This is a genomic window from Paenibacillus odorifer, assembly GCF_000758725.1.
In the GTDB taxonomy this organism is placed as follows: domain Bacteria; phylum Bacillota; class Bacilli; order Paenibacillales; family Paenibacillaceae; genus Paenibacillus_AQ; species Paenibacillus_AQ odorifer.
Window position 1 is genome coordinate 799,635 of record NZ_CP009428.1, and the last position, 17,699, is coordinate 817,333.

Sequence of the window (17,699 nt, forward strand, 5' to 3'; positions counted from 1 at the left end):
TGGCTCTTTTTGTAAAGTGAAGGGAAAGGGTTGGAAACATTGGCCGCAAATGTTCAGAAATCACCACTAGCAGGAGAAAAAAAGTTCTCCTTTTTAGTATTGCTAATCTTCATGCTCCTCCTATTAATAGGCGTATTAGTGCTTGCTATGGCCCTTGGCGCGAAAAAAATACCCTTCGCAGATGTATTCATGTCGATCATTGCTTTTGATGATAAGTCTTCTACTCATCAGGTGATCCAGTCGATTCGTTTACCCCGGGTACTTGCCGCTATGGCAACAGGCGCTGGATTTGCAGTAAGTGGAGCGATTATTCAAGGGATTAGTCGCAATCCTTTAGCCGATTCGGGGATTCTTGGTTTAAATGCTGGGGCCGGGGTCACGTTAGTTATTGCCATGGTTTTCCTGCCAACGATTTCATTCACAGGTACACTTTGGCTCTGTATTCTAGGTGCGGGATTAGGAGCGGGTTTAGTTTTTAGTGTTGACCTATTAAGTAAACGAGGCATGACGCCTATTCGGCTTGTACTGGCGGGTGCTGCCATCTCTGCTATGCTAACTGCCCTAAGTGAAGGAATAAGTATCTTTTTTTCAGTGGCTCAGCAGGTGGCTTTTTGGTATGGAGGAGGTTTAAGTGGCATTAGCATGACCCATCTACAGCAAATGTTGCCTTGGATGCTTCTTGCGCTATTACTTGCCATCGTAATTTCAAAGTCGATTACTATACTATCTGTAGGGGATGAGACAGCGGAAGGGTTAGGCGTTAATATTAAACTTATCAAAAATCTTTCGCTTTTAGCCGCATTCATGTTAGCTGGGATTTCATGTGCTTTAGCTGGATCTGTAAGCTTTGTGGGCTTAATTGCTCCGCATTTGGTACGTTACATAGTGGGTGTGGATTATCGTTATATTATTCCATTATCCGCAATTCTGGGAGCCACCCTTGTTGTGCTTGCTGATTTAGTGGCACGTATCGTAAATGCCCCTTATGAAATCCCTGTAGGTGCTGTAATTGCGGTTATTGGTGTTCCGTTCTTTCTATATTTGGCACGTAAAGAAAGGCGGGAACTATAGTGAAGCTAAGATGGAAATTTATAATTATAGCAATCATTTTACTGCTAGGCTTTATATATAGTGTATCTACTGGTCAAAGCAGCTTAAACTTACAAGAGTTATGGCAAACCGTATTAGGAAAGGGAACACCGAGGCAGGAGCTTGTACTTTTTCAGTTCCGTATTCCTCGAATGATCTTGGGTTTTCTAGTAGGTGGCGCGTTGGCAATAGCAGGAATGCTGCTGCAAGCCATAAGCCGAAATGCTTTAGCAGACCCGGGCATACTGGGGATAAATGCTGGTGCTGGATTATCCATGATGTTATTTTTACTCTTACAAAATAGTTCTACCGGCTTACATACTTATGTTCAGCCCTTGTACGCCCTATTGGGCGGATTTATCGTTGTGGCGCTCTTATTTATGCTTTCCTATGATCGCAATCAAGGCATTATTCCCATTCGATTAATTTATACAGGTATTGCTGTTGCGGCTGCGATTAGTGCATTTATGATTGTGTTAACCTTCGTACTAGATCCTTCGCAATATCAGATGATTAAGGTGTGGTTGGCAGGGAACATAGGGAATAGTAATTGGAGTCACGTGTATGCTATGCTGCCTTGGTTACTTCTTATTGTGCCTTTATTAATTCGGAATCATCTTATATTGGATGTGCTAAGGCTTAACGATCCTGTAGTTATTAGTTTAGGGGTATCTTTAAATAAATATCGCGTTTGGTTTTTAGTATGTAGTGTATTATTGGCGGCACCAGCGGTTGCCGTTAGTGGAAGTATTGGATTCGTAGGTTTAGTAGTTCCACATTTAGTTAGACGACTCTTTCGTGGTCATAAAATAATGATTCCCGCATGCCTACTAATAGGTGGCGGATTAGTTGTTATTGCAGATGCGCTTGGTAAAATGGTAGTAGCCAATACTGAAATACCAGCAGGAGTAATCGTGGCTTTAATCGGTGCTCCATACTTTTTATATAAATTGATTAAAAGTGAATAACTGAAAAAAGCTATTGTGTGATTGATGCTGGAAATAAAAAAAGAATGCCTTGATTATGCAATAATCCAAGGCATTCTTTTTTATATAGTTTTCGTTTTCAGCTTTTCTAAAAGAACTTTCCACCAGTGTATAGATTGCTCAAGTTGAGAAGCGTAGTAGCTTTCCATGAAATCTACGACGTCACGGGTGGAGCTATCTACATCTATTTGCTGGTAAATTTGATTTAATTGATCTTTTTTTATAAGTGACTGTTCAATTTTCTTCTCGATAATCGGGATCACTTTATCAGTCTCTACAAAACGAAGATTCACAAGAGCAACAATCATATCTGAAATAGATTCTGCATCTTCTATTACCTTATAAATTTTGAGCGGGAGTTGCTTGCGCCCTTTATCGGTAATGGAAAACACCTGTTTGTCTGGGCGATGTTCTTCTTTGATAATCTCTACCTGTTCAACTAAGCCCTGTTTCGTAAGGGATTCAAAATGATAATATAGTTTGCTTTCAGATAGATTTAGCAATGTATCAAATGGAATAGGGGTGGATAGTTCTTTTTTTAATTTATAAGGATAATTATTTTCATCCATTAACTTACTTAAGATATAAATTTGAATTGACATCACAGAACCCACTCCTAATTGTTGGCTAAACTCTATCTTACCAAACCTAGGCGGTTATTTCAGCTGTATTTTTAACTTCAACGGGCAGTATAGTTTCTTTAGTCACAGGTACAGGTTTATGAACAAACCGGACGATAACAATGTTAATCATCATAGCCCCGGCAAATACGCCTGCTAATCCCCATAAGAAGGGTGCTGGACTAATAGAACCAAACATTTGTGCCAAATAAGCTTGCACAGAATAATACATTGGGGTGATGCGGCCGAACCAATCGTATGGTGTATACATCATATCACGAGGCATGGTAGCACCATTGGCGATGGTTTGCATGAGCAGGATTGGAATATTTAAGACCATACCGCCTTCGCCAACTAGGAAGACCATAATCGCACACACGTTAAATGCAGCCATATACATTAGAATTTGCTGAGCAGCAACTGGTAACAGTAAGGATAGGTCTACATCTGCAACAGAGAAGGCAATGGTTAAAGCAACGACAGTTGATAATACAGCGATTAATAAAGCTGTGAGTTGAACGAACATAAACAGTTTTGTCTTGCTTGCTTTCCCGCGGTTCGCTTTAAAAGAAGCAACTAATTGCATGGAGGCAATCATTGCCCCAACATAACCAGCCATAGTTAAGAACATAGGTAGCATGTTGTTGTGCATGCCGTCCGGAACATCATTGATGACAACATAATTCCCGACATAACTATTTTCAATTTGTGTAGCCATTGCGGTGGCTTGTTCTTCTGGTACGTTAAAGTTCATTAACACACCTTTTGCGGTTTGCTCTGAGAAGTTCGTGCTTAATTGTTTGTTAATTTCTCCTACAACGGAAGACATGGCTGAAGATACCATGGTGGCAGAAGCTTCGTTGACTGTGAAATCAATACTTGCGGATACCTTACCGCTTTGAACGTTGGCGGAAAATTCTTCTGGAATATGGACAACTAGAGCTAACTTATTATGTTCTAATTCATCCATCGCCTTTTTATTCGATACATCGGTTTTTATCGTTTTGAATGGTAAGCTCTCCGAGAACTGACTCGAAATCTGAGCCCCATATTGACCGGCATCATCATTGACGATAGCAATTTTTAAATCATCCATGTTCCCTGGAAGTGCTGTATACCCTGGTAAGAAAATACCAAGCATCGCAATGGCATAGAACACACCCATAAAAATAGAACCAATGGCCCCTTTGGACTTCAAAAACTGTGAAAACTTCAACGGTATACCTTCTTTCTTCTGAATAACACTTTTATTTTAGTACTCCAATTAAAGTACTTTTAACTGAGTGAGATTTATAGTACGATAATTCATTATAAATGTCAAATTTAAGATATAATGGGTAAGTAGTGAATGATTAAAAAATGAATAACTGAAGGGACTTCGAATATGAACAAGGTTATTGTAATTGGTGCAGGCATATTAGGGGCTTCAGCAGCTTATCAGCTAAGTAAGTTAGGTGCTGAGGTCATCATTATAGATCGTAAGGATGTTGGACAAGCAACGGATGCAGCAGCAGGGATTATTTGTCCATGGTTGTCTCAACGCAGAAACAAAGCATGGTATCGTCTTGCTAAAGCGGGAGCAAGCTTTTATCCGGTACTTATTCAAGAGTTGGAAGAGGCTGGAGAAACCGAGACTGGATATGCAAAAGTTGGAGCGATATGTATTCATGAGGATTTGAAAAAGTTACTCGCGATGAAAGAAAGAGCGGAGCTGCGCAGAGAGGACGCCCCTGAAATAGGGGAACTTACGATGCTGACGGATCTTGAAGCACAAGAGAAGTTTCCCTTATTGTCGGAAGGTTACCATGCGCTTCATGTATCCGGTGCAGCAAGAGTGGACGGTCGTGAATTACGTGATGCTTTGCTAAGAGCGGCACAGCGTAACGGTGCGCAAATGATTGAGGGCGATGCTATTTTAGAGTATGCTGATCATGAAATTAAAGGGGTTAGTGTAGGAGAACAGACATTCACAGTCGATGAAGTGATTGTGTGCGCAGGGGCTTGGTCTAACGCTTTGCTTCATCCGCTTGGGATCATGCTCCAGGTGCGTTATCAAAAAGCTCAAATTATGCATTTGAAGCTTGCTCAACAAGCGAGTACAGAGCAATGGCCTGTGGTAATGCCGCCTACAGATCAATATATCCTTGCGTTTGCGGATCAAAATATCGTGGTAGGTGCTACTCACGAAAATGATGTCGTAGGTTATGATACTGCTGTAACCGCAGGAGGAATGCAAGAAATATTAAATAAAGGTCTGCAAACGGCTTCCGGTCTTGCGGATTGTAGCCTAAATGAGATAAGAGTAGGGTTCCGTCCATTTACAGCAGATTTTCTTCCCGTGTTGGGCAGGGTTCAAGGATGGAATAAACTAATTGTTGCTAATGGACTAGGGTCATCCGGATTAACGATGGGGCCCTTTCTTGGTGAGCAGCTAGCCAAGCTGGCCATGAATCAACAGGTAGATATTCCGCTTGAAGACTATGCATTAGAGCATGCGATAAATTGATGAGTACGAGCACGAATGGAGGGGAAGTCCAAACATTCACCTCAGTCACGCACTTACCTTAATAGAAAAATCTTAACTTCAACTAATATAGCGAAGGTTTTTTTTATCCTTTATACTGAAAAGACCAATTAATCTTCCTAGGAGTTGTCTAACGAATCATGATAAAGAAAGAAGTCGCGCATATACGCAAGCAATTTAAGCTGGATCACGATTTAATGAGTATTTACGATATTCTCAACGTGTATATTATGAAGGAAAGCAACGAGATCTATCATTGGGAGCGCCAGCCGTTTGGAATGGTGGACAGAGAGAAGCAGGAGCTGTATATGGGCAATTTCAAAAAACTCCTGACCGGTGAACTGGATCAGAAATTGTTCGAGTTGAAGTTTCAAGCGGAAGCGGAGGAGCCAGCGCAGGTGATGCTTCATCAAGCTTTGGTGACAGGGGATCCGGATGAATGGCAGGACCTGATGCTGCTGTTGGTGGACAGAATGATGGCGGATACTCATTATGAACGGGATACGGTGATCACTTTCGTTCGCGGACAGTATTTCCGCCCGACTAAAGATAGAAACGATGAAGCCGAGGAAAGTGAGAAAAACGAACTATTCGCGCATCCTTTTATCCTATGCAGCGTGAATTCCACGGAGAAACAACGGAAAGCTCTCTTGTTTGATTACGTGGAGCGGGAGTTCAAGTACAATGTCATTGTAGATCCGATTGTCAAGTTAAGTACGCCGGAGCAAGGTTTCTTTTACCCAAGCGTGACGGACAATTATTCCGATGTGAACCGCATTCTGTATTGTACGGGGAAATCGAACTTTCCGGATCCGCATTTTGTCGGAGAGGTCTTGAATGCCGAAAGATCCAATACGGCTCTGGAAGAGAGAGCTATATTCGAAGACATCGTGAAGGAAGTGGCGGGCGAACAGCTTGATGCAACCACTCTCGCACAGGTGTACGAGGAGATCCATCAGGTCATCGAAACCAACGACGATAAGGAAGAACCTCCAATGCTCGATTATAGAGATCTGGAACGTGTACTGACGGTAAGTGGCGTAGAGAACGTGACAATGGAAAAAGTGGAACGGGCGTTTGAAACGATCGTTGACGATAAGCATTATGAGATGAAGGCGAGCAGCGTAATGCCGAAATTCACTACCAAATCGATTAAGATCGATACAAAGGTAGCTACGATTTCGGTCAGCCCGCAGGATTTAAAATATGTGAAGCAAGTGAATTATCATGGGAGACGCTGCATTTTGATTGAGGTTGACGAAGATGCCGTGATCGAAGGATTCACACTTACTACAGAGAATCTTTAGACCGCTTCAACAATGTTATGGGCTATCCTTAAAGTCTTTGAACAAGACTAAGGATAGCCCAATTTGTTTTGTGTCAAATACGGTGATTAAAGATATATTCGATATATTCTTTTGCGCTAGTATTAATTTCTTCATCGCTGGCTTGAAATGAAGCTCCAAAAACAGCAAAGTACGGTAGGACTTCTGCGCCTACATGTTTGGCACCGGCGTTAAAGGGTGCGATCACTTCGTCTACGGTAAAAGAAACAGAGCCCTCTGGCTGATAATTTTCTTTTTTATCACCAATGGACAGGGCCAGCCCTAACTTTTTCCCGTTAAGCTTGTTCCCGTTTGATCCATAAGCCCATCCGTAAGCTAACACATCGTCAAACCATTTTTTTAATAGCGGCGGATAACTGTACCAATACAACGGGAATTGAAAGATCACATGGTCATATGCTTCCATTAGATTCTGCTCTCTAGGAACATTAATATTCCAGTCAGGGTACTCCTTATAAATCTCATGAAGGGTAATGTCGTTGGGATATAATAGCAGTTCTTCTTTCCAGCGCTGGTTGACCCTCGAATTCTCAAGGCCCGGATGCGCCAAAATCACTAGTGTTTTCATGATGAATCTCCATTCTCAGGCCTATATTATTTATGAATATTATTATTATCTTGCAGGTTGTAAAAAAAGAAAATACACACAATAAAGTAAGATGGTTACTTCGAGGTGTGTACTGGACCCAGAAAAAAATATATGCAACAATGAAGTTTTGAGTAAGCTTAATTTGATCATTTGAATTACAGCGTAATATTCAGGGCATCTCACAAAAGGTTCTGATCCAGCAGCTTCGTGAACTTGAGAGGGATGGGCTTGTCAAAAGATTCGTGTACCAGCAGATGCCGCCAAAAGTTGAATACAGCCTCACGGAATATGGCGTTACAGCCAATAAGATCGTGGATGTTATGTGTTCTTGGGGAAAAGAAAATATAAAAATAAGACAAAGACGAGGAGAAGAGATCGTCTTGTTGGAGGATACATGTCCTGGAGCAAATTAAAGCAACAACTGGAGAGTTTTCTATGTCCTGCGTTATCCGGCAAGGTTGAATATCGTGCAAGCAGTTACCGTTATTTACCTGATAAATCAGGGAGCTGTTATATTTCGGTAGATAAAAAGAACGTACTCAATATGAATGATAGAACTAGCTCAATCAGATGGTATCAGACGGAGCAGGAGATTAAGAATGATTCAGAACTCCAAATTCCAATCCGCCCTGAAGACATCGAAGCGGTTAGAAAAGATAGTAAAGGGATCATCCCGGAGGATCGTCTAATAGTCATTGCAAGAAGCAGAAAGATATCAGAAGTTGCAAAGGAGCTTTTGTCAGCACAGACCTCATTAAGTAAATCGAATTTTATCGTTATAGCTAATAAGTTTCTATCTACTTCTATAGAGGAAAGCATAGAGAGTGATGATATCTTATTGAATATTCTGGCTTTAGTGGACAGACGGGTTGGGAAAAAGCGGATTTTAAACATGAGCGAGAAGATGCAGTTGAAGCATCCGATTGTGCAATATTTTTATGAACTACGGCGTAGTACATTGTGAATACAGGAGAGGAACCCATAGGATGAAACTGAAACAAATAAATGACTCTATTTATTATTTAGAAAATGTCAGAGAAACAGACAGACCTGTTTTGGGATATGTTTTAGGTGACAGCTTTTCAATAATGATTGATTGTGGCAATTCAAAATCGCATTTAGATGCCTTTATAAAGTGTTTAGATGATAACAATCTGCCACGTCCCAAATATGCTTTGATCACGCACGTTTGATAAGATGCACATAGCGGGGATTATTATCATGGAGAAGGTAAAATTGATCCAATAAAAATGAAAGAATATATTGAGCTTTTATCGACTCTTTCATTTACTACGTATATCCCAGGGCACGACGCCCCTATGAGCAAGGAACAAATCATTCCCTTGTTAAATAGATTTTGTGAGGTAAAGTAAAGGGGAACCGTATCATTAGGGCGAAATTTTGTGAACTGTTAATTAAGCAGGTTTAGCAACAGGGAGTATTTTTAACTCATCGATAGAATTAGGTAATACATGATATAATTGTCATAATGTTATCTAATAGGTGGTGAATATACTTTTGAAAAGAGCATCAACAAAAGAGTTATTGAAGTTTAAACAATCTTTAAGTCCACTTAAAAGAATAGAGGCTAAAGATGAAGTTGCAGCTACGGTAGAAGATTTACTGATTTTGAGCAAAGAACCTGTTTTGAATTTGGTAGAAAAGACGAAATTAAAAGAGAAGTTATCAGTAGAAGAGCAAATCGAGTATTTAAAATTTAAAGGCATTACTTTCAATTCCTATAATGAGTCATTAGCTAAAGAAATATTAACGGATCGAACTTACTATTATAAAGTTACTGCTTTCAGAAAGAATTTTAATAAAGATAGAGATAACAAATACACAAATGTTGATTTTTCAATTTTAAATGATTTAGCTACAATAGATATGCATTTTAGGTATTTATTTTTAAAGTTGTCTTTAGATATCGAACATAATATAAAATCTTTAATTATTCGCTTGATAACTGAGAGTGATGAAGATGGTTTTGAAATTATTGATGAGTATAAATTATTTGAGTTAGAAAGTTATAGACGAAAACTTATAACAAAAGAACTAACGCTTGAAGTAATCGAAAATAAAATGAAAAAATATGAAACTATAGATAAAAAGTTATTGGAGGCATTTAAGTCTCAAAGAGATTATAGCTATGATTTGATTGTTAAAAGGAAAAACAAACCTTCCATATGGGTACTCATTGAATTAATGTCTTATGGTCAATTATGTTTCTTTATTAATTTTTATGTTCAAAAAAAGAAATATAAATATAAAGAATTAAAACTGGCGAATAGCCTATTATTTGATTCGAAAAATATTAGAGATTCCTCTGCACATAGTAGACCTATTATTTTTAATATTGTAGGGCCTAATCAATTTTTAATATCTAATGAAAAGCATATAAAATTGCAAGTTCGAAATTATATAACTCAAAATTGTAATATGAGTGATTCAAGTACTAATATTCTACTTAGAAATCTTAAAACACATGATATTACTGCCCTACTGTATTTACATGATTATTATGTTAAAGGAAGAATTTCAAGAGTTGAACGTAAAAAAGAATTAGTAAGTCTCATTAAAAGATGTAGATTGAAGAAATCCTTTTATGAAGAACATTCAGAGTTTGGAGAGATAATGTACATTTTATTCAAACTGGTCAGAAATTATAAAGTGAAACCTTAAGATGTTATTGACTTGACTATTTTACAGTGGTAAAATTCAGTTTAGATGAAAGACCCTTCCGCAAGGTCGTCTGGAAAATAGGGTAACAGCTATTTCTAGATTAAAGGAATCAAAATCCTTGAAACAATTATTACTTGTGTAATTGTTTCAGGGATTTTTTAGTATCTAAATTATTTATAGAACTTAACTTATCACTATCACGGAGAACCTTATCATAAGTAAGTGAGGTTTTGATTTGAAGGTAAAGAAGCTTACTCAAAATAATTAAATCTTGGGTAGGCTTTCTTTTGAGCTATCAGTAATTCAACTTAGTCCTACTGTGCTTGTAAAGTCTGAGCTCGCCATGTGGACATACTTGCTGAAGTAAGGGACTATCTTAGTACCTTTTAAACTTCGCCCTCGGATGATATGGGGAGCCTTATCACATAACAGCTTATTTTATTAGGTGAATTGTTAGGTATGAATTCGGTAGTGTACCGGACGCATGCCTTTTTGTTGTGCCTGATGGGGCAGTTCATAGGGGGTGGCTTATTTGCGTTTATTGGGAAGCAGCGTTACGATTAATCATAAGCAGCCTTGCTTCAAACCCCTCCTGAGCTATTAGAAATCTTAGACGAATTATACATCGATGGCTGGGGACATGTACAGAAAGGGAAACAGAAATGGATAAGAAAATAAGCGTAGAGAATCTAAAACTGACACCACAAAATGATACTTATTATATTGCTTGGAGTATCGGAGTCGATAAGAGGTATAAAAAGCATATGAAAAAAGAAATAAAGAGCCAACTCACAGACGTTCTAGGATCCATGACTCAAAATAATGCTGTGGAGGATATTTCAGTTTACAGTCATAACAAAACAGCCGAAAAACATGGAGAATTCATTATATGGGATTATCTTATCCTAATGCAGATCAAGGAAAAAGAAGATGCCGAAATCATTTTACCTAACTTAAAAAATGTGAATATACCTTTCGTGCTCGAAACAATCCGTATGGAGTTACTTGTAACTACACCAAACAGTACGTACCCTACACCAGGGGAAGGCGCGAGAAAACGGCATGTAAAGCCATTTTATGCAATTGAATATGTCGATGTTCAGCCTAATCATTTAGATGAATTCCGGGACATAATGATTAACAATAACGGACCGGCAATGAAGTACATAATGGAGGAAGCGAGATGGTGTCATAATTTTTATGCATTAGAAACGCTGACTGTCTTCTATCATAATTCAAGTTATCCTACTTGGAATCAGATTCATGTCATAGGTTTGTATTTGGAATCAATTTTTCTATATAAAAAAGATTTCTCAAAAGGGCTGGCACTGACCCACAGCATTTCATTTGAAGAAAACTTTGCGCAGTTAAAGAAGATAAGAACCATGTTATATAAAACGATCGGGAGAAAGATGATCTAGAATAGACCAATGGATCAATGGATCAAACCCACCCCGTAAACTCCAATATAGACGCTTTAGCGGATTGTGCTTCGGATTGTGCGCCTTTACGCCATTGTTTAGGTGACTCACCCATAAGCTTGGAGAAACATCGGTTGAAGCTGGATATGGACTGAAAACCGACTTGCTCAGAGATGGAGAGAATGGAATCGTCCGTACTTTTTAACTGCTTGCAGGCCTCTTCAATACGGGTACTGTTTAGGAAGTCGAGAGGTGCGGACCCCATAATCTCATGGAATTTCCTGCGGAAATGAGTGGTACTTAGGTGGCACAGATCAGCTAAAAAATCGATGGTAATCGGCATCATGTAGTTTTTAGTGATGTATTCCAGAACGGGTGAGATGACAAAATCGCCCTTCAGGCTATGCTCTGTGTCTTGATTAATCAAGGGTTCATTCCGGGAATGAATTCTAAGAAGCTCTATATAAAGCGATAACAATAAGCCGTAGGCACTTTCTTGATAGTAAGGATTTTTTTGCTTCAATTCCTCTAAGACCGATGTCGCAAGGGTATAAACCTTGGGATGTTCCTCTTTGTTCAAAATACAGTTTGTTCCCTTAATTGCCCACAGATTCGGCTCAAAGTTGCTGTAAGCGCTCTTGAAGGATTGCTGAAAAAGATCCTCAGGCGAAAAAAAGATATAAGACCACAGACTGGCTTCATTCGGCGAACTATAAGTTGTATGAGGGAGATACCTAGGGATGAAGGTCACATCTCCGGCTTTAAAAGGCACAGATTCTCCTTTGATCTCCATGATGCCGCTATCCGAATGGCAAATGCCAATCTCCAAATGATTATGGAAATGCAGATGTTCACTTTTAATATCAGAAATCTTCCAACGTTCACCGCTTAACAGCAGGATAGGAAAGTTTATCGGTAAGCTGTAGTGGCGGTATTCAATGACGGGCTTCTTTTTTCTGGGCATATTCTCAATACTCCCATTCTTATTACGTAGGTTGAGTAGATTATAGGTTAACGTTATATCAAATTCAACTATATAAAGAGAACTTGATATTATACAATTTTGGAAAAAAAGTGGCGGAGGAGAAGTTTGGAACTGTAGGAGCGTTAGCGTCCGCCTTTGTCAGCAGATTTCCACCGCGAAGAGCGGTATAAAATCAAGAAATCTGCAGACAACAGCGGCCGGAAGTCCAAACATTCTCTGTAGTCACGGCCAATCCCGAAATATAAGAACTACTAGTTAATGGTTGAAATTGCACAGTTTAGTTATGAATATGCTTAGAATCAGACCATTTTACTACTTACAATAGAGTTAGTAAAGCGTTTACAATGTGGACGGACAGCTCTCAAGCGCCTTTGGGGGCGTGTGCGAAAGAGAGGAGAAACAAGATGCTTCAATTAAATTATGACAGAGAAGAGATTTTAAGGGTCATCGACAAAGTGGTCAGAAAAACAATGGCGATGGATTTAACATGGGACTGGCCTTGTGGTGTGGCTTATTATGGGGCAACCAGAGCTTATGAAACTACAGGAAATAAAGAGTATTTGGATATGCTTGTCCAGTGGGCAGATGAATATATCGAGCTGGGTCTGCCGGATTGGACAGTTAACACCTGTGCCATGGGCCATATGCTGATCACCTTGTATGAAGAAACAGGCAACCAGAAATATTGGGATATTGTGATGAGCAAGGTGGATTATCTGCAGAACAATGCGCTTAGATTCGGAGATCATGTGTTGCAGCATACCGTCTCTATTTCTAATGATTTTCCAGAACAGGCATGGGCGGATACCTTGTTTATGGCGGCATTTTTCCTGCTCCGTGTAGGAAGCAAGTTAAAGGATCAGGAAATGATCCAAGATGCCTTGAATCAATATTATTGGCATATCAAATACCTGCAAGATCCTAGCAGCGGGTTTTGGTACCACGGCTACAATAATGTGAAGCAGGATCACATGTCTGGACTTTTCTGGGGCAGAGCGAATGCTTGGGGCGCATACACTATGTCGCAAGTTAAAAAGCTTTTGAAAGAATGGTATTTGTATCCGCAGTGTATGGACGTGGAGTGTTCGCTGCGCGATCAGCTGGCCGCACTCAAGCTGGTGCAAACGGAGAACGGCCTGTGGCGGACTGTACTAGATGACGAGGAGTCTTATGAAGAAGTATCCGCGTCTTGCGGCATTGCGGCTGCTATGATCGATAACGGCAATCCGCTGCATACCAAATATGTGCAAAAGGCCCTGAAAGGTATTTTGAACAATATCAGTGATGATGGACGGGTACTAGGTGTTTCTGGCGGAACAGCGGTTATGAAGGATCGGGAAGGATACCGCAATATTCCAAAAGACTGGATTCAAGGCTGGGGTCAAGGCTTAGCATTAGCTTTTCTATCCGATATGCTTAAATAGGAGGGATCCAAGTTGTCCCAAAAAACAACGGGGGCCTTTACACTGCCGGGAGAATCCGGTTATGAGGCATTGACCCTGAAATTAGCTGAACGTTGGGGTGCCGATGTCATCCGTGACAGTGACGGCACACAGTTGTCCGATGAGATTATCAACGCAGGATACGGCATTTATTCTACAATCTGCATCATCAGAGATCATAACGAATGGGCGTCCCAGAATTCAGACAAGCTGCAGCAGAGCTTTTTAATAACAAATCCGAAGGTAGCGGTACAAGATTATTTATCCATCTATCTGATGGAGGATTTTTTTGCTGAACAATTCCGAGTGAATGATTCCAAAGAGGCGTTTAAGTACTGGCAGGTTTTTGACCGAACGACGGGCGAAGAGGTTCCAAGAGAACAGTGGAATTATGAGCGGGAATCGGGAAATGTAGTCATTACTGGAATTGCACCTTGGCATAAATACACAGTCAGCTTCATGGTCTATCGGATTTGGGAAGAGATCTCCATGTACAATCACACCACGAATCACTGGGAAAAAGAGCATCTGATGCAGATTGATCCCATCTATGTAGAAACGCAAAAATATTTACTCCATTGGATAGAAGATTGGTGTCATAAGCATAAGGAAACAACAGTGGTTCGATTTACCTCCCTCTTTTATAATTTCGCCTGGATCTGGGGCAGTGATGAGCGCAATCGCCATTTGTTCTCGGACTGGGGTTCATATGATTTTACGGTAAGCTCAAGAGCGCTTGATCTGTTTGCCAAAAAATATGGGTATTCGCTCACGGCCGAGGATTTTGTGAATGGTGGGAAATATCGGGTCAGTCATATCCCGGCGCAGCAGCGGAAGCTGGACTATATGGCATTTATCAATGATTTTGTCATCGAATTTGGTAAGCAATTAATTGATATTGTGCATAAGCACGATAAGCTGGCGTATGTCTTCTATGATGATAGTTGGGTTGGCATGGAGCCTTACAATGACCGTTTTGAAGAATTTGGTTTTGACGGGATGATTAAATGTGTGTTCTCAGGATATGAGGCAAGGCTTTGTTCTGGTGTAAAAGTAGATACCCATGAGATTCGGCTGCATCCCTATTTATTTCCGGTTGGATTGGGAGGGCTTCCTACGTTTATGGAGGGAGGTAACCCTACGCTCGATGCCAAAAAGTATTGGATTAATATCCGGCGCGCCTTGCTCAGAGAGCCTATAGATCGGATTGGACTGGGCGGATATTTGCATCTTGTAGAGCCTTATCCGGATTTTTGTGATTATATCGAAAAGATCGCGGATGAATTCAGAGAAATTAAAGAGCTGCATCATAAAGGCAAACCGTATCACATTAAGACGAAGGTAGCCATTTTACACGCTTGGGGTAAATTGAGATCGTGGACTTTGTCCGGGCATTTCCATGAAACGTATATCCATGATCTGATTCATATCAATGAGGCTTTGTCCGGATTGCCGATTGAAGTCCAGTTCATTGATTTTGAAGATATCCGTAAGGGAGTATTACAAGAGTGTGATGTAGTGATTAATGCCGGCTCGGCAGGTTCAGCATGGAGTGGCGGAGAATACTGGAGTGACCATAAGTGCGTGGACTTACTGACAGCGTGGGTTTATGAGGGCGGTACTTTTATAGGTGTCAATCAGCCTTCGGCGCTTGAAGGTTATGACAGCTTTTTCAGAATGGCCCATGTGCTTGGTCTCGATGAGGATACAGGCTCCAAGGTAGCTCATGGAAGATGGACATTTGAGGCTAGAGATGAGCAAGGTTTAGTGCCTGAAGGAGCCAGTATAACACCTAAAAATAACATTTATCTTACGGATGGCTCGGCAGCGGTATTGTGTGAAAAGAGTGGGATGATAACATTGTCTGCCCATACCTTTGGTAAAGGAAAGGGGATCTACCTGCCTTCTTTCACCTTAAGCTTTGAAAATACAAGATTGCTGTTAAATGTGATTCGTTATGCCGGGAATGAGTTAAAGGACACAAAGTATATTACGGATAATTTATATACAGAGTGTGCGTATTATCCAGAAAGTAAAATACTCGTCGTGATTAACAATAGCGACCAGCTTCAAAAAACTACGATTGATACAGAATATGGACAACAAACGTTGGAATTAGATCCGTTTGATACTATTATCCGGACTATTGGCGATTAATTACATTAAAAAAGCTCAAGCCAGCGGCTAACTTGCCGATGCTTGAGCTTTTTGCTGTGAGGCTTATAGTATCTATTATCTACTTATTTTGCTTTTATGAATTCAGCAGATTTGATCCCAGCTTGACGGCCGAAAATAATGATTTCTGCAACAGAGTTGCCGCCGATCCGGTTTTGTCCGTGTAAGCCGCCTGTAACTTCACCAGCCGCAAACAGACCAGGAATAGCTTCACCATCTTTATTTAGAACTTCTGTGTTCGTATTGATCTTCACGCCACCCATGGTGTAGTGAATCCCAGGAGCAATTTTAATAGCGTAGAAAGGACCAGTGGACAGGTCATTGTCCATTCCTGTAGTTCTGCCAAATTCGGCATCCTTTTTATTCTTAACGGCGCTGTTCCAAGTATCAAGCGTTGTTGCCAGCTTATCCTCTGGAACACCGATTTCTTTGGCCAAAGCTTCGATGGAATCCGCCTGAATCACGAAACCCATTTTGTCATATTGTTCAATAGCCTTCACACGGGATTTAACACCGGAATCAAAGACCAGCGTAGCTGCTTTTTCAGGCAGTGTATTAATGGAAGCCGTTACTTTATCACGGGTATCCAATTCGTTGGTGAAGCGTGTACCTTCACTGGAAACAAGGATAGCGCCTTCCCCACGAACAGCTTCGCCAATGAGGTAGGATTTTTCTTGCTGCACAGTCGGGTGAACTTGGATTTGATCCATATCGACGGTTGTGCCTCCGAGTTTCTCAATCATCTTGATGCCGTCTCCGGTACTGCCGATTTGGTTAGTAGTAACGTAGCCTTCCAAGTCAGGTCTTACTTCGGAGATCAAATCCATATTGGCACCGAACCCGCCAGTGGTTACAACGACAGCATCTGCCGTAATTGTTTTTTCCTCTGTTTGGTTAAAGAGGACTTTAACGCCATTAACCTTGCCGTCTTTTTCGGTAATTTCTTTGACATCAGCATTCACGAAAAGTGGAATTTCTTTCTCTTGTACGTTTTTCACTAAACCTTTGACAAGGTATTGACCCACAGCAGAGCCATCTTCAGGACGGTGTGTACGTTTTTCGTTCATGCCGCCTGTAATGGTGATATTGTTCAAGCGGATTCCGATGGAATCCAGCCAATCGATCGCACTCGCGGAATTATCAACGAAGAAACGAAGCATTTCTTTGTCGTTAGTGTCATGGCCACCTTTTAATGACTCTTCATAAAATAAATCATTGCTGTCTTCAATGTTTTGTTCTTTTTGGAATTTTGTTTCAGAAGCGTTCATTCCCGAAGAGGATTTGGTTGTGTTCCCGCCGGCAACCGGCATTTTTTCCAAAATAACAGGGTTCATGCCTTTCTCTTTGGCCTCAAGCGCCGCGGACATTCCCGCACCACCCGCACCGACAATGATGATATCATATTTATCTTTTAATTGATCGAATGGTGTGTAGCTTGCTTCAGATGCCCCGGAGACGGCTTCAACTTCTTTTTTCTCGTTGTTATTACTCTTGCTCTCGTTCACCTTGTCGTTTCCATTACCGCAACCTGCGGTAACGAGCATGACAGAGAGGACGAGACTCAGAGCACCAGCTGCTTTCTTTTTCATTGTTAACCCTCCACTTTTATATTTCTCTATTAAGATGTACCAAAAGAACCCGACAAAAAAGAAAGGAAGTATCAGAGGGAGTTGGAAGTGGAGAAGCGCGCGCGTCGCTGTTATTCTCCTAACTTCAAATCTTCTACGGTTACGTCCACAGTTTCCATCGTTATTCTCTTTAGTTCATCTTCTTATTAAGTATACCATCAATCATGACTATTAGTGAAAGTTTTCACAAATTATACAAGTCGTCTATTCTA

The 17,699-nt window shown here is 40.5% G+C and carries 15 protein-coding genes and 1 pseudogene; 11 read left to right on the forward strand and 5 right to left on the reverse strand.

Going from position 1 to position 17,699, the window contains the following annotated elements:
* The first annotated feature begins 30 nt into the window (after positions 1-30).
* Both PODO_RS03460 and PODO_RS03465 read left to right on the forward strand, forming a co-directional pair.
* A complete protein-coding gene (locus PODO_RS03460; protein WP_038568716.1) occupies positions 31-1,071 on the forward strand; it encodes a FecCD family ABC transporter permease in 1,041 nt (346 codons plus the stop codon).
* Positions 1,071-2,057, forward strand: a complete 987-nt coding sequence (locus PODO_RS03465; RefSeq protein ID WP_169744737.1) for a FecCD family ABC transporter permease — start codon at positions 1,071-1,073, stop codon at positions 2,055-2,057. Before PODO_RS03460 ends, PODO_RS03465 begins: the two co-directional genes overlap by 1 nt.
* Positions 2,058-2,137: 80 nt before the next feature.
* On the opposite strand, the gene PODO_RS03470 is transcribed toward PODO_RS03465, so the two are convergent.
* Both PODO_RS03470 and PODO_RS03475 read right to left on the reverse strand, forming a co-directional pair.
* Complete coding sequence (locus PODO_RS03470) at positions 2,138-2,677, reverse strand: PadR family transcriptional regulator (protein WP_038568720.1); 540 nt, start codon at positions 2,675-2,677, stop codon at positions 2,138-2,140.
* A gap of 46 nt (positions 2,678-2,723) precedes the next feature.
* Positions 2,724-3,911: a YhgE/Pip domain-containing protein gene (locus tag PODO_RS03475; protein WP_038568722.1), complete on the reverse strand. Its 1,188-nt coding sequence runs from the start codon at positions 3,909-3,911 to the stop codon at positions 2,724-2,726.
* 168 nt (positions 3,912-4,079) lie between these two features.
* On the opposite strand from PODO_RS03475, the gene PODO_RS03480 reads away from it, so the two are divergent.
* Both PODO_RS03480 and PODO_RS03485 read left to right on the forward strand, forming a co-directional pair.
* Complete coding sequence (locus tag PODO_RS03480) at positions 4,080-5,201, forward strand: NAD(P)/FAD-dependent oxidoreductase (RefSeq protein WP_038568724.1); 1,122 nt, start codon at positions 4,080-4,082, stop codon at positions 5,199-5,201.
* 158 nt (positions 5,202-5,359) lie between these two features.
* Positions 5,360-6,526, forward strand: coding sequence for a DUF4317 domain-containing protein (locus PODO_RS03485; protein WP_036684821.1), 1,167 nt, complete (start codon positions 5,360-5,362; stop codon positions 6,524-6,526).
* A 73-nt stretch (positions 6,527-6,599) separates the two neighbouring features.
* On the opposite strand, the gene PODO_RS03490 is transcribed toward PODO_RS03485, so the two are convergent.
* A complete protein-coding gene (locus tag PODO_RS03490; protein ID WP_038568726.1) occupies positions 6,600-7,133 on the reverse strand; it encodes an NAD(P)H-dependent oxidoreductase in 534 nt (177 codons plus the stop codon).
* 185 nt (positions 7,134-7,318) lie between these two features.
* Here PODO_RS03490 and PODO_RS30385 point away from each other — a divergent pair.
* From PODO_RS30385 to PODO_RS03510, 5 genes and pseudogenes are all read left to right on the forward strand, one after another.
* Positions 7,319-7,567 (forward strand): annotated as a pseudogene (locus PODO_RS30385) (winged helix-turn-helix transcriptional regulator); the annotation flags it as partial.
* On the forward strand, positions 7,549-8,118 hold the full coding sequence (locus tag PODO_RS03495; protein WP_038568728.1) for an SF0329 family protein: 570 nt from the start codon (positions 7,549-7,551) through the stop codon (positions 8,116-8,118). The pseudogene PODO_RS30385 and the gene PODO_RS03495, both read left to right, overlap by 19 nt.
* Before the next feature lie 22 nt (positions 8,119-8,140).
* Complete coding sequence (locus tag PODO_RS03500; protein ID WP_036684827.1) at positions 8,141-8,347, forward strand: MBL fold metallo-hydrolase; 207 nt, start codon at positions 8,141-8,143, stop codon at positions 8,345-8,347.
* Positions 8,348-8,672: 325 nt separating this feature from the next.
* Complete coding sequence (locus PODO_RS03505; RefSeq protein ID WP_052096768.1) at positions 8,673-9,836, forward strand: Abi family protein; 1,164 nt, start codon at positions 8,673-8,675, stop codon at positions 9,834-9,836.
* A 662-nt stretch (positions 9,837-10,498) separates the two neighbouring features.
* A complete protein-coding gene (locus PODO_RS03510; RefSeq protein ID WP_052096770.1) occupies positions 10,499-11,257 on the forward strand; it encodes a hypothetical protein in 759 nt (252 codons plus the stop codon).
* 22 nt (positions 11,258-11,279) lie between these two features.
* On the opposite strand, the gene PODO_RS03515 is transcribed toward PODO_RS03510, so the two are convergent.
* Positions 11,280-12,221 (reverse strand): AraC family transcriptional regulator, encoded by a 942-nt coding sequence (locus tag PODO_RS03515; protein WP_038568730.1) that lies wholly within the window; start codon positions 12,219-12,221, stop codon positions 11,280-11,282.
* A 425-nt stretch (positions 12,222-12,646) separates the two neighbouring features.
* Between PODO_RS03515 and PODO_RS03520 the strand changes: the two genes are divergently transcribed.
* Both PODO_RS03520 and gnpA read left to right on the forward strand, forming a co-directional pair.
* Positions 12,647-13,666: a glycoside hydrolase family 88/105 protein gene (locus PODO_RS03520; RefSeq protein WP_038568732.1), complete on the forward strand. Its 1,020-nt coding sequence runs from the start codon at positions 12,647-12,649 to the stop codon at positions 13,664-13,666.
* A gap of 12 nt (positions 13,667-13,678) precedes the next feature.
* Complete coding sequence (gnpA, locus tag PODO_RS03525; RefSeq protein ID WP_038568734.1) at positions 13,679-15,841, forward strand: 1,3-beta-galactosyl-N-acetylhexosamine phosphorylase; 2,163 nt, start codon at positions 13,679-13,681, stop codon at positions 15,839-15,841.
* Between the two features lie 83 nt (positions 15,842-15,924).
* Here the strand turns inward: gnpA and PODO_RS03530 are convergent, their stop codons facing one another.
* On the reverse strand, positions 15,925-17,448 hold the full coding sequence (locus PODO_RS03530; RefSeq protein ID WP_036684833.1) for a flavocytochrome c: 1,524 nt from the start codon (positions 17,446-17,448) through the stop codon (positions 15,925-15,927).
* Positions 17,449-17,699 lie beyond the last annotated feature (251 nt).

Excerpts from the sequence above, each read along its gene's own strand:
- PODO_RS03470 (WP_038568720.1), bottom strand. The coding sequence starts at position 2,677 with ATGTCAATTCAAATTTATATCTTAAGTAAGTTAATGGATGAAAATAAT.
- PODO_RS03480 (WP_038568724.1), top strand. The coding sequence starts at position 4,080 with ATGAACAAGGTTATTGTAATTGGTGCAGGCATATTAGGGGCTTCAGCA.
- PODO_RS03485 (WP_036684821.1), top strand. The coding sequence starts at position 5,360 with ATGATAAAGAAAGAAGTCGCGCATATACGCAAGCAATTTAAGCTGGAT.
- PODO_RS03490 (WP_038568726.1), bottom strand. The coding sequence starts at position 7,133 with ATGAAAACACTAGTGATTTTGGCGCATCCGGGCCTTGAGAATTCGAGG.
- PODO_RS03495 (WP_038568728.1), top strand. The coding sequence starts at position 7,549 with ATGTCCTGGAGCAAATTAAAGCAACAACTGGAGAGTTTTCTATGTCCT.
- PODO_RS03500 (WP_036684827.1), top strand. The coding sequence starts at position 8,141 with ATGAAACTGAAACAAATAAATGACTCTATTTATTATTTAGAAAATGTC.
- PODO_RS03510 (WP_052096770.1), top strand. The coding sequence starts at position 10,499 with ATGGATAAGAAAATAAGCGTAGAGAATCTAAAACTGACACCACAAAAT.
- PODO_RS03515 (WP_038568730.1), bottom strand. The coding sequence starts at position 12,221 with ATGCCCAGAAAAAAGAAGCCCGTCATTGAATACCGCCACTACAGCTTA.
- PODO_RS03520 (WP_038568732.1), top strand. The coding sequence starts at position 12,647 with ATGCTTCAATTAAATTATGACAGAGAAGAGATTTTAAGGGTCATCGAC.
- PODO_RS03530 (WP_036684833.1), bottom strand. The coding sequence starts at position 17,448 with ATGAAAAAGAAAGCAGCTGGTGCTCTGAGTCTCGTCCTCTCTGTCATG.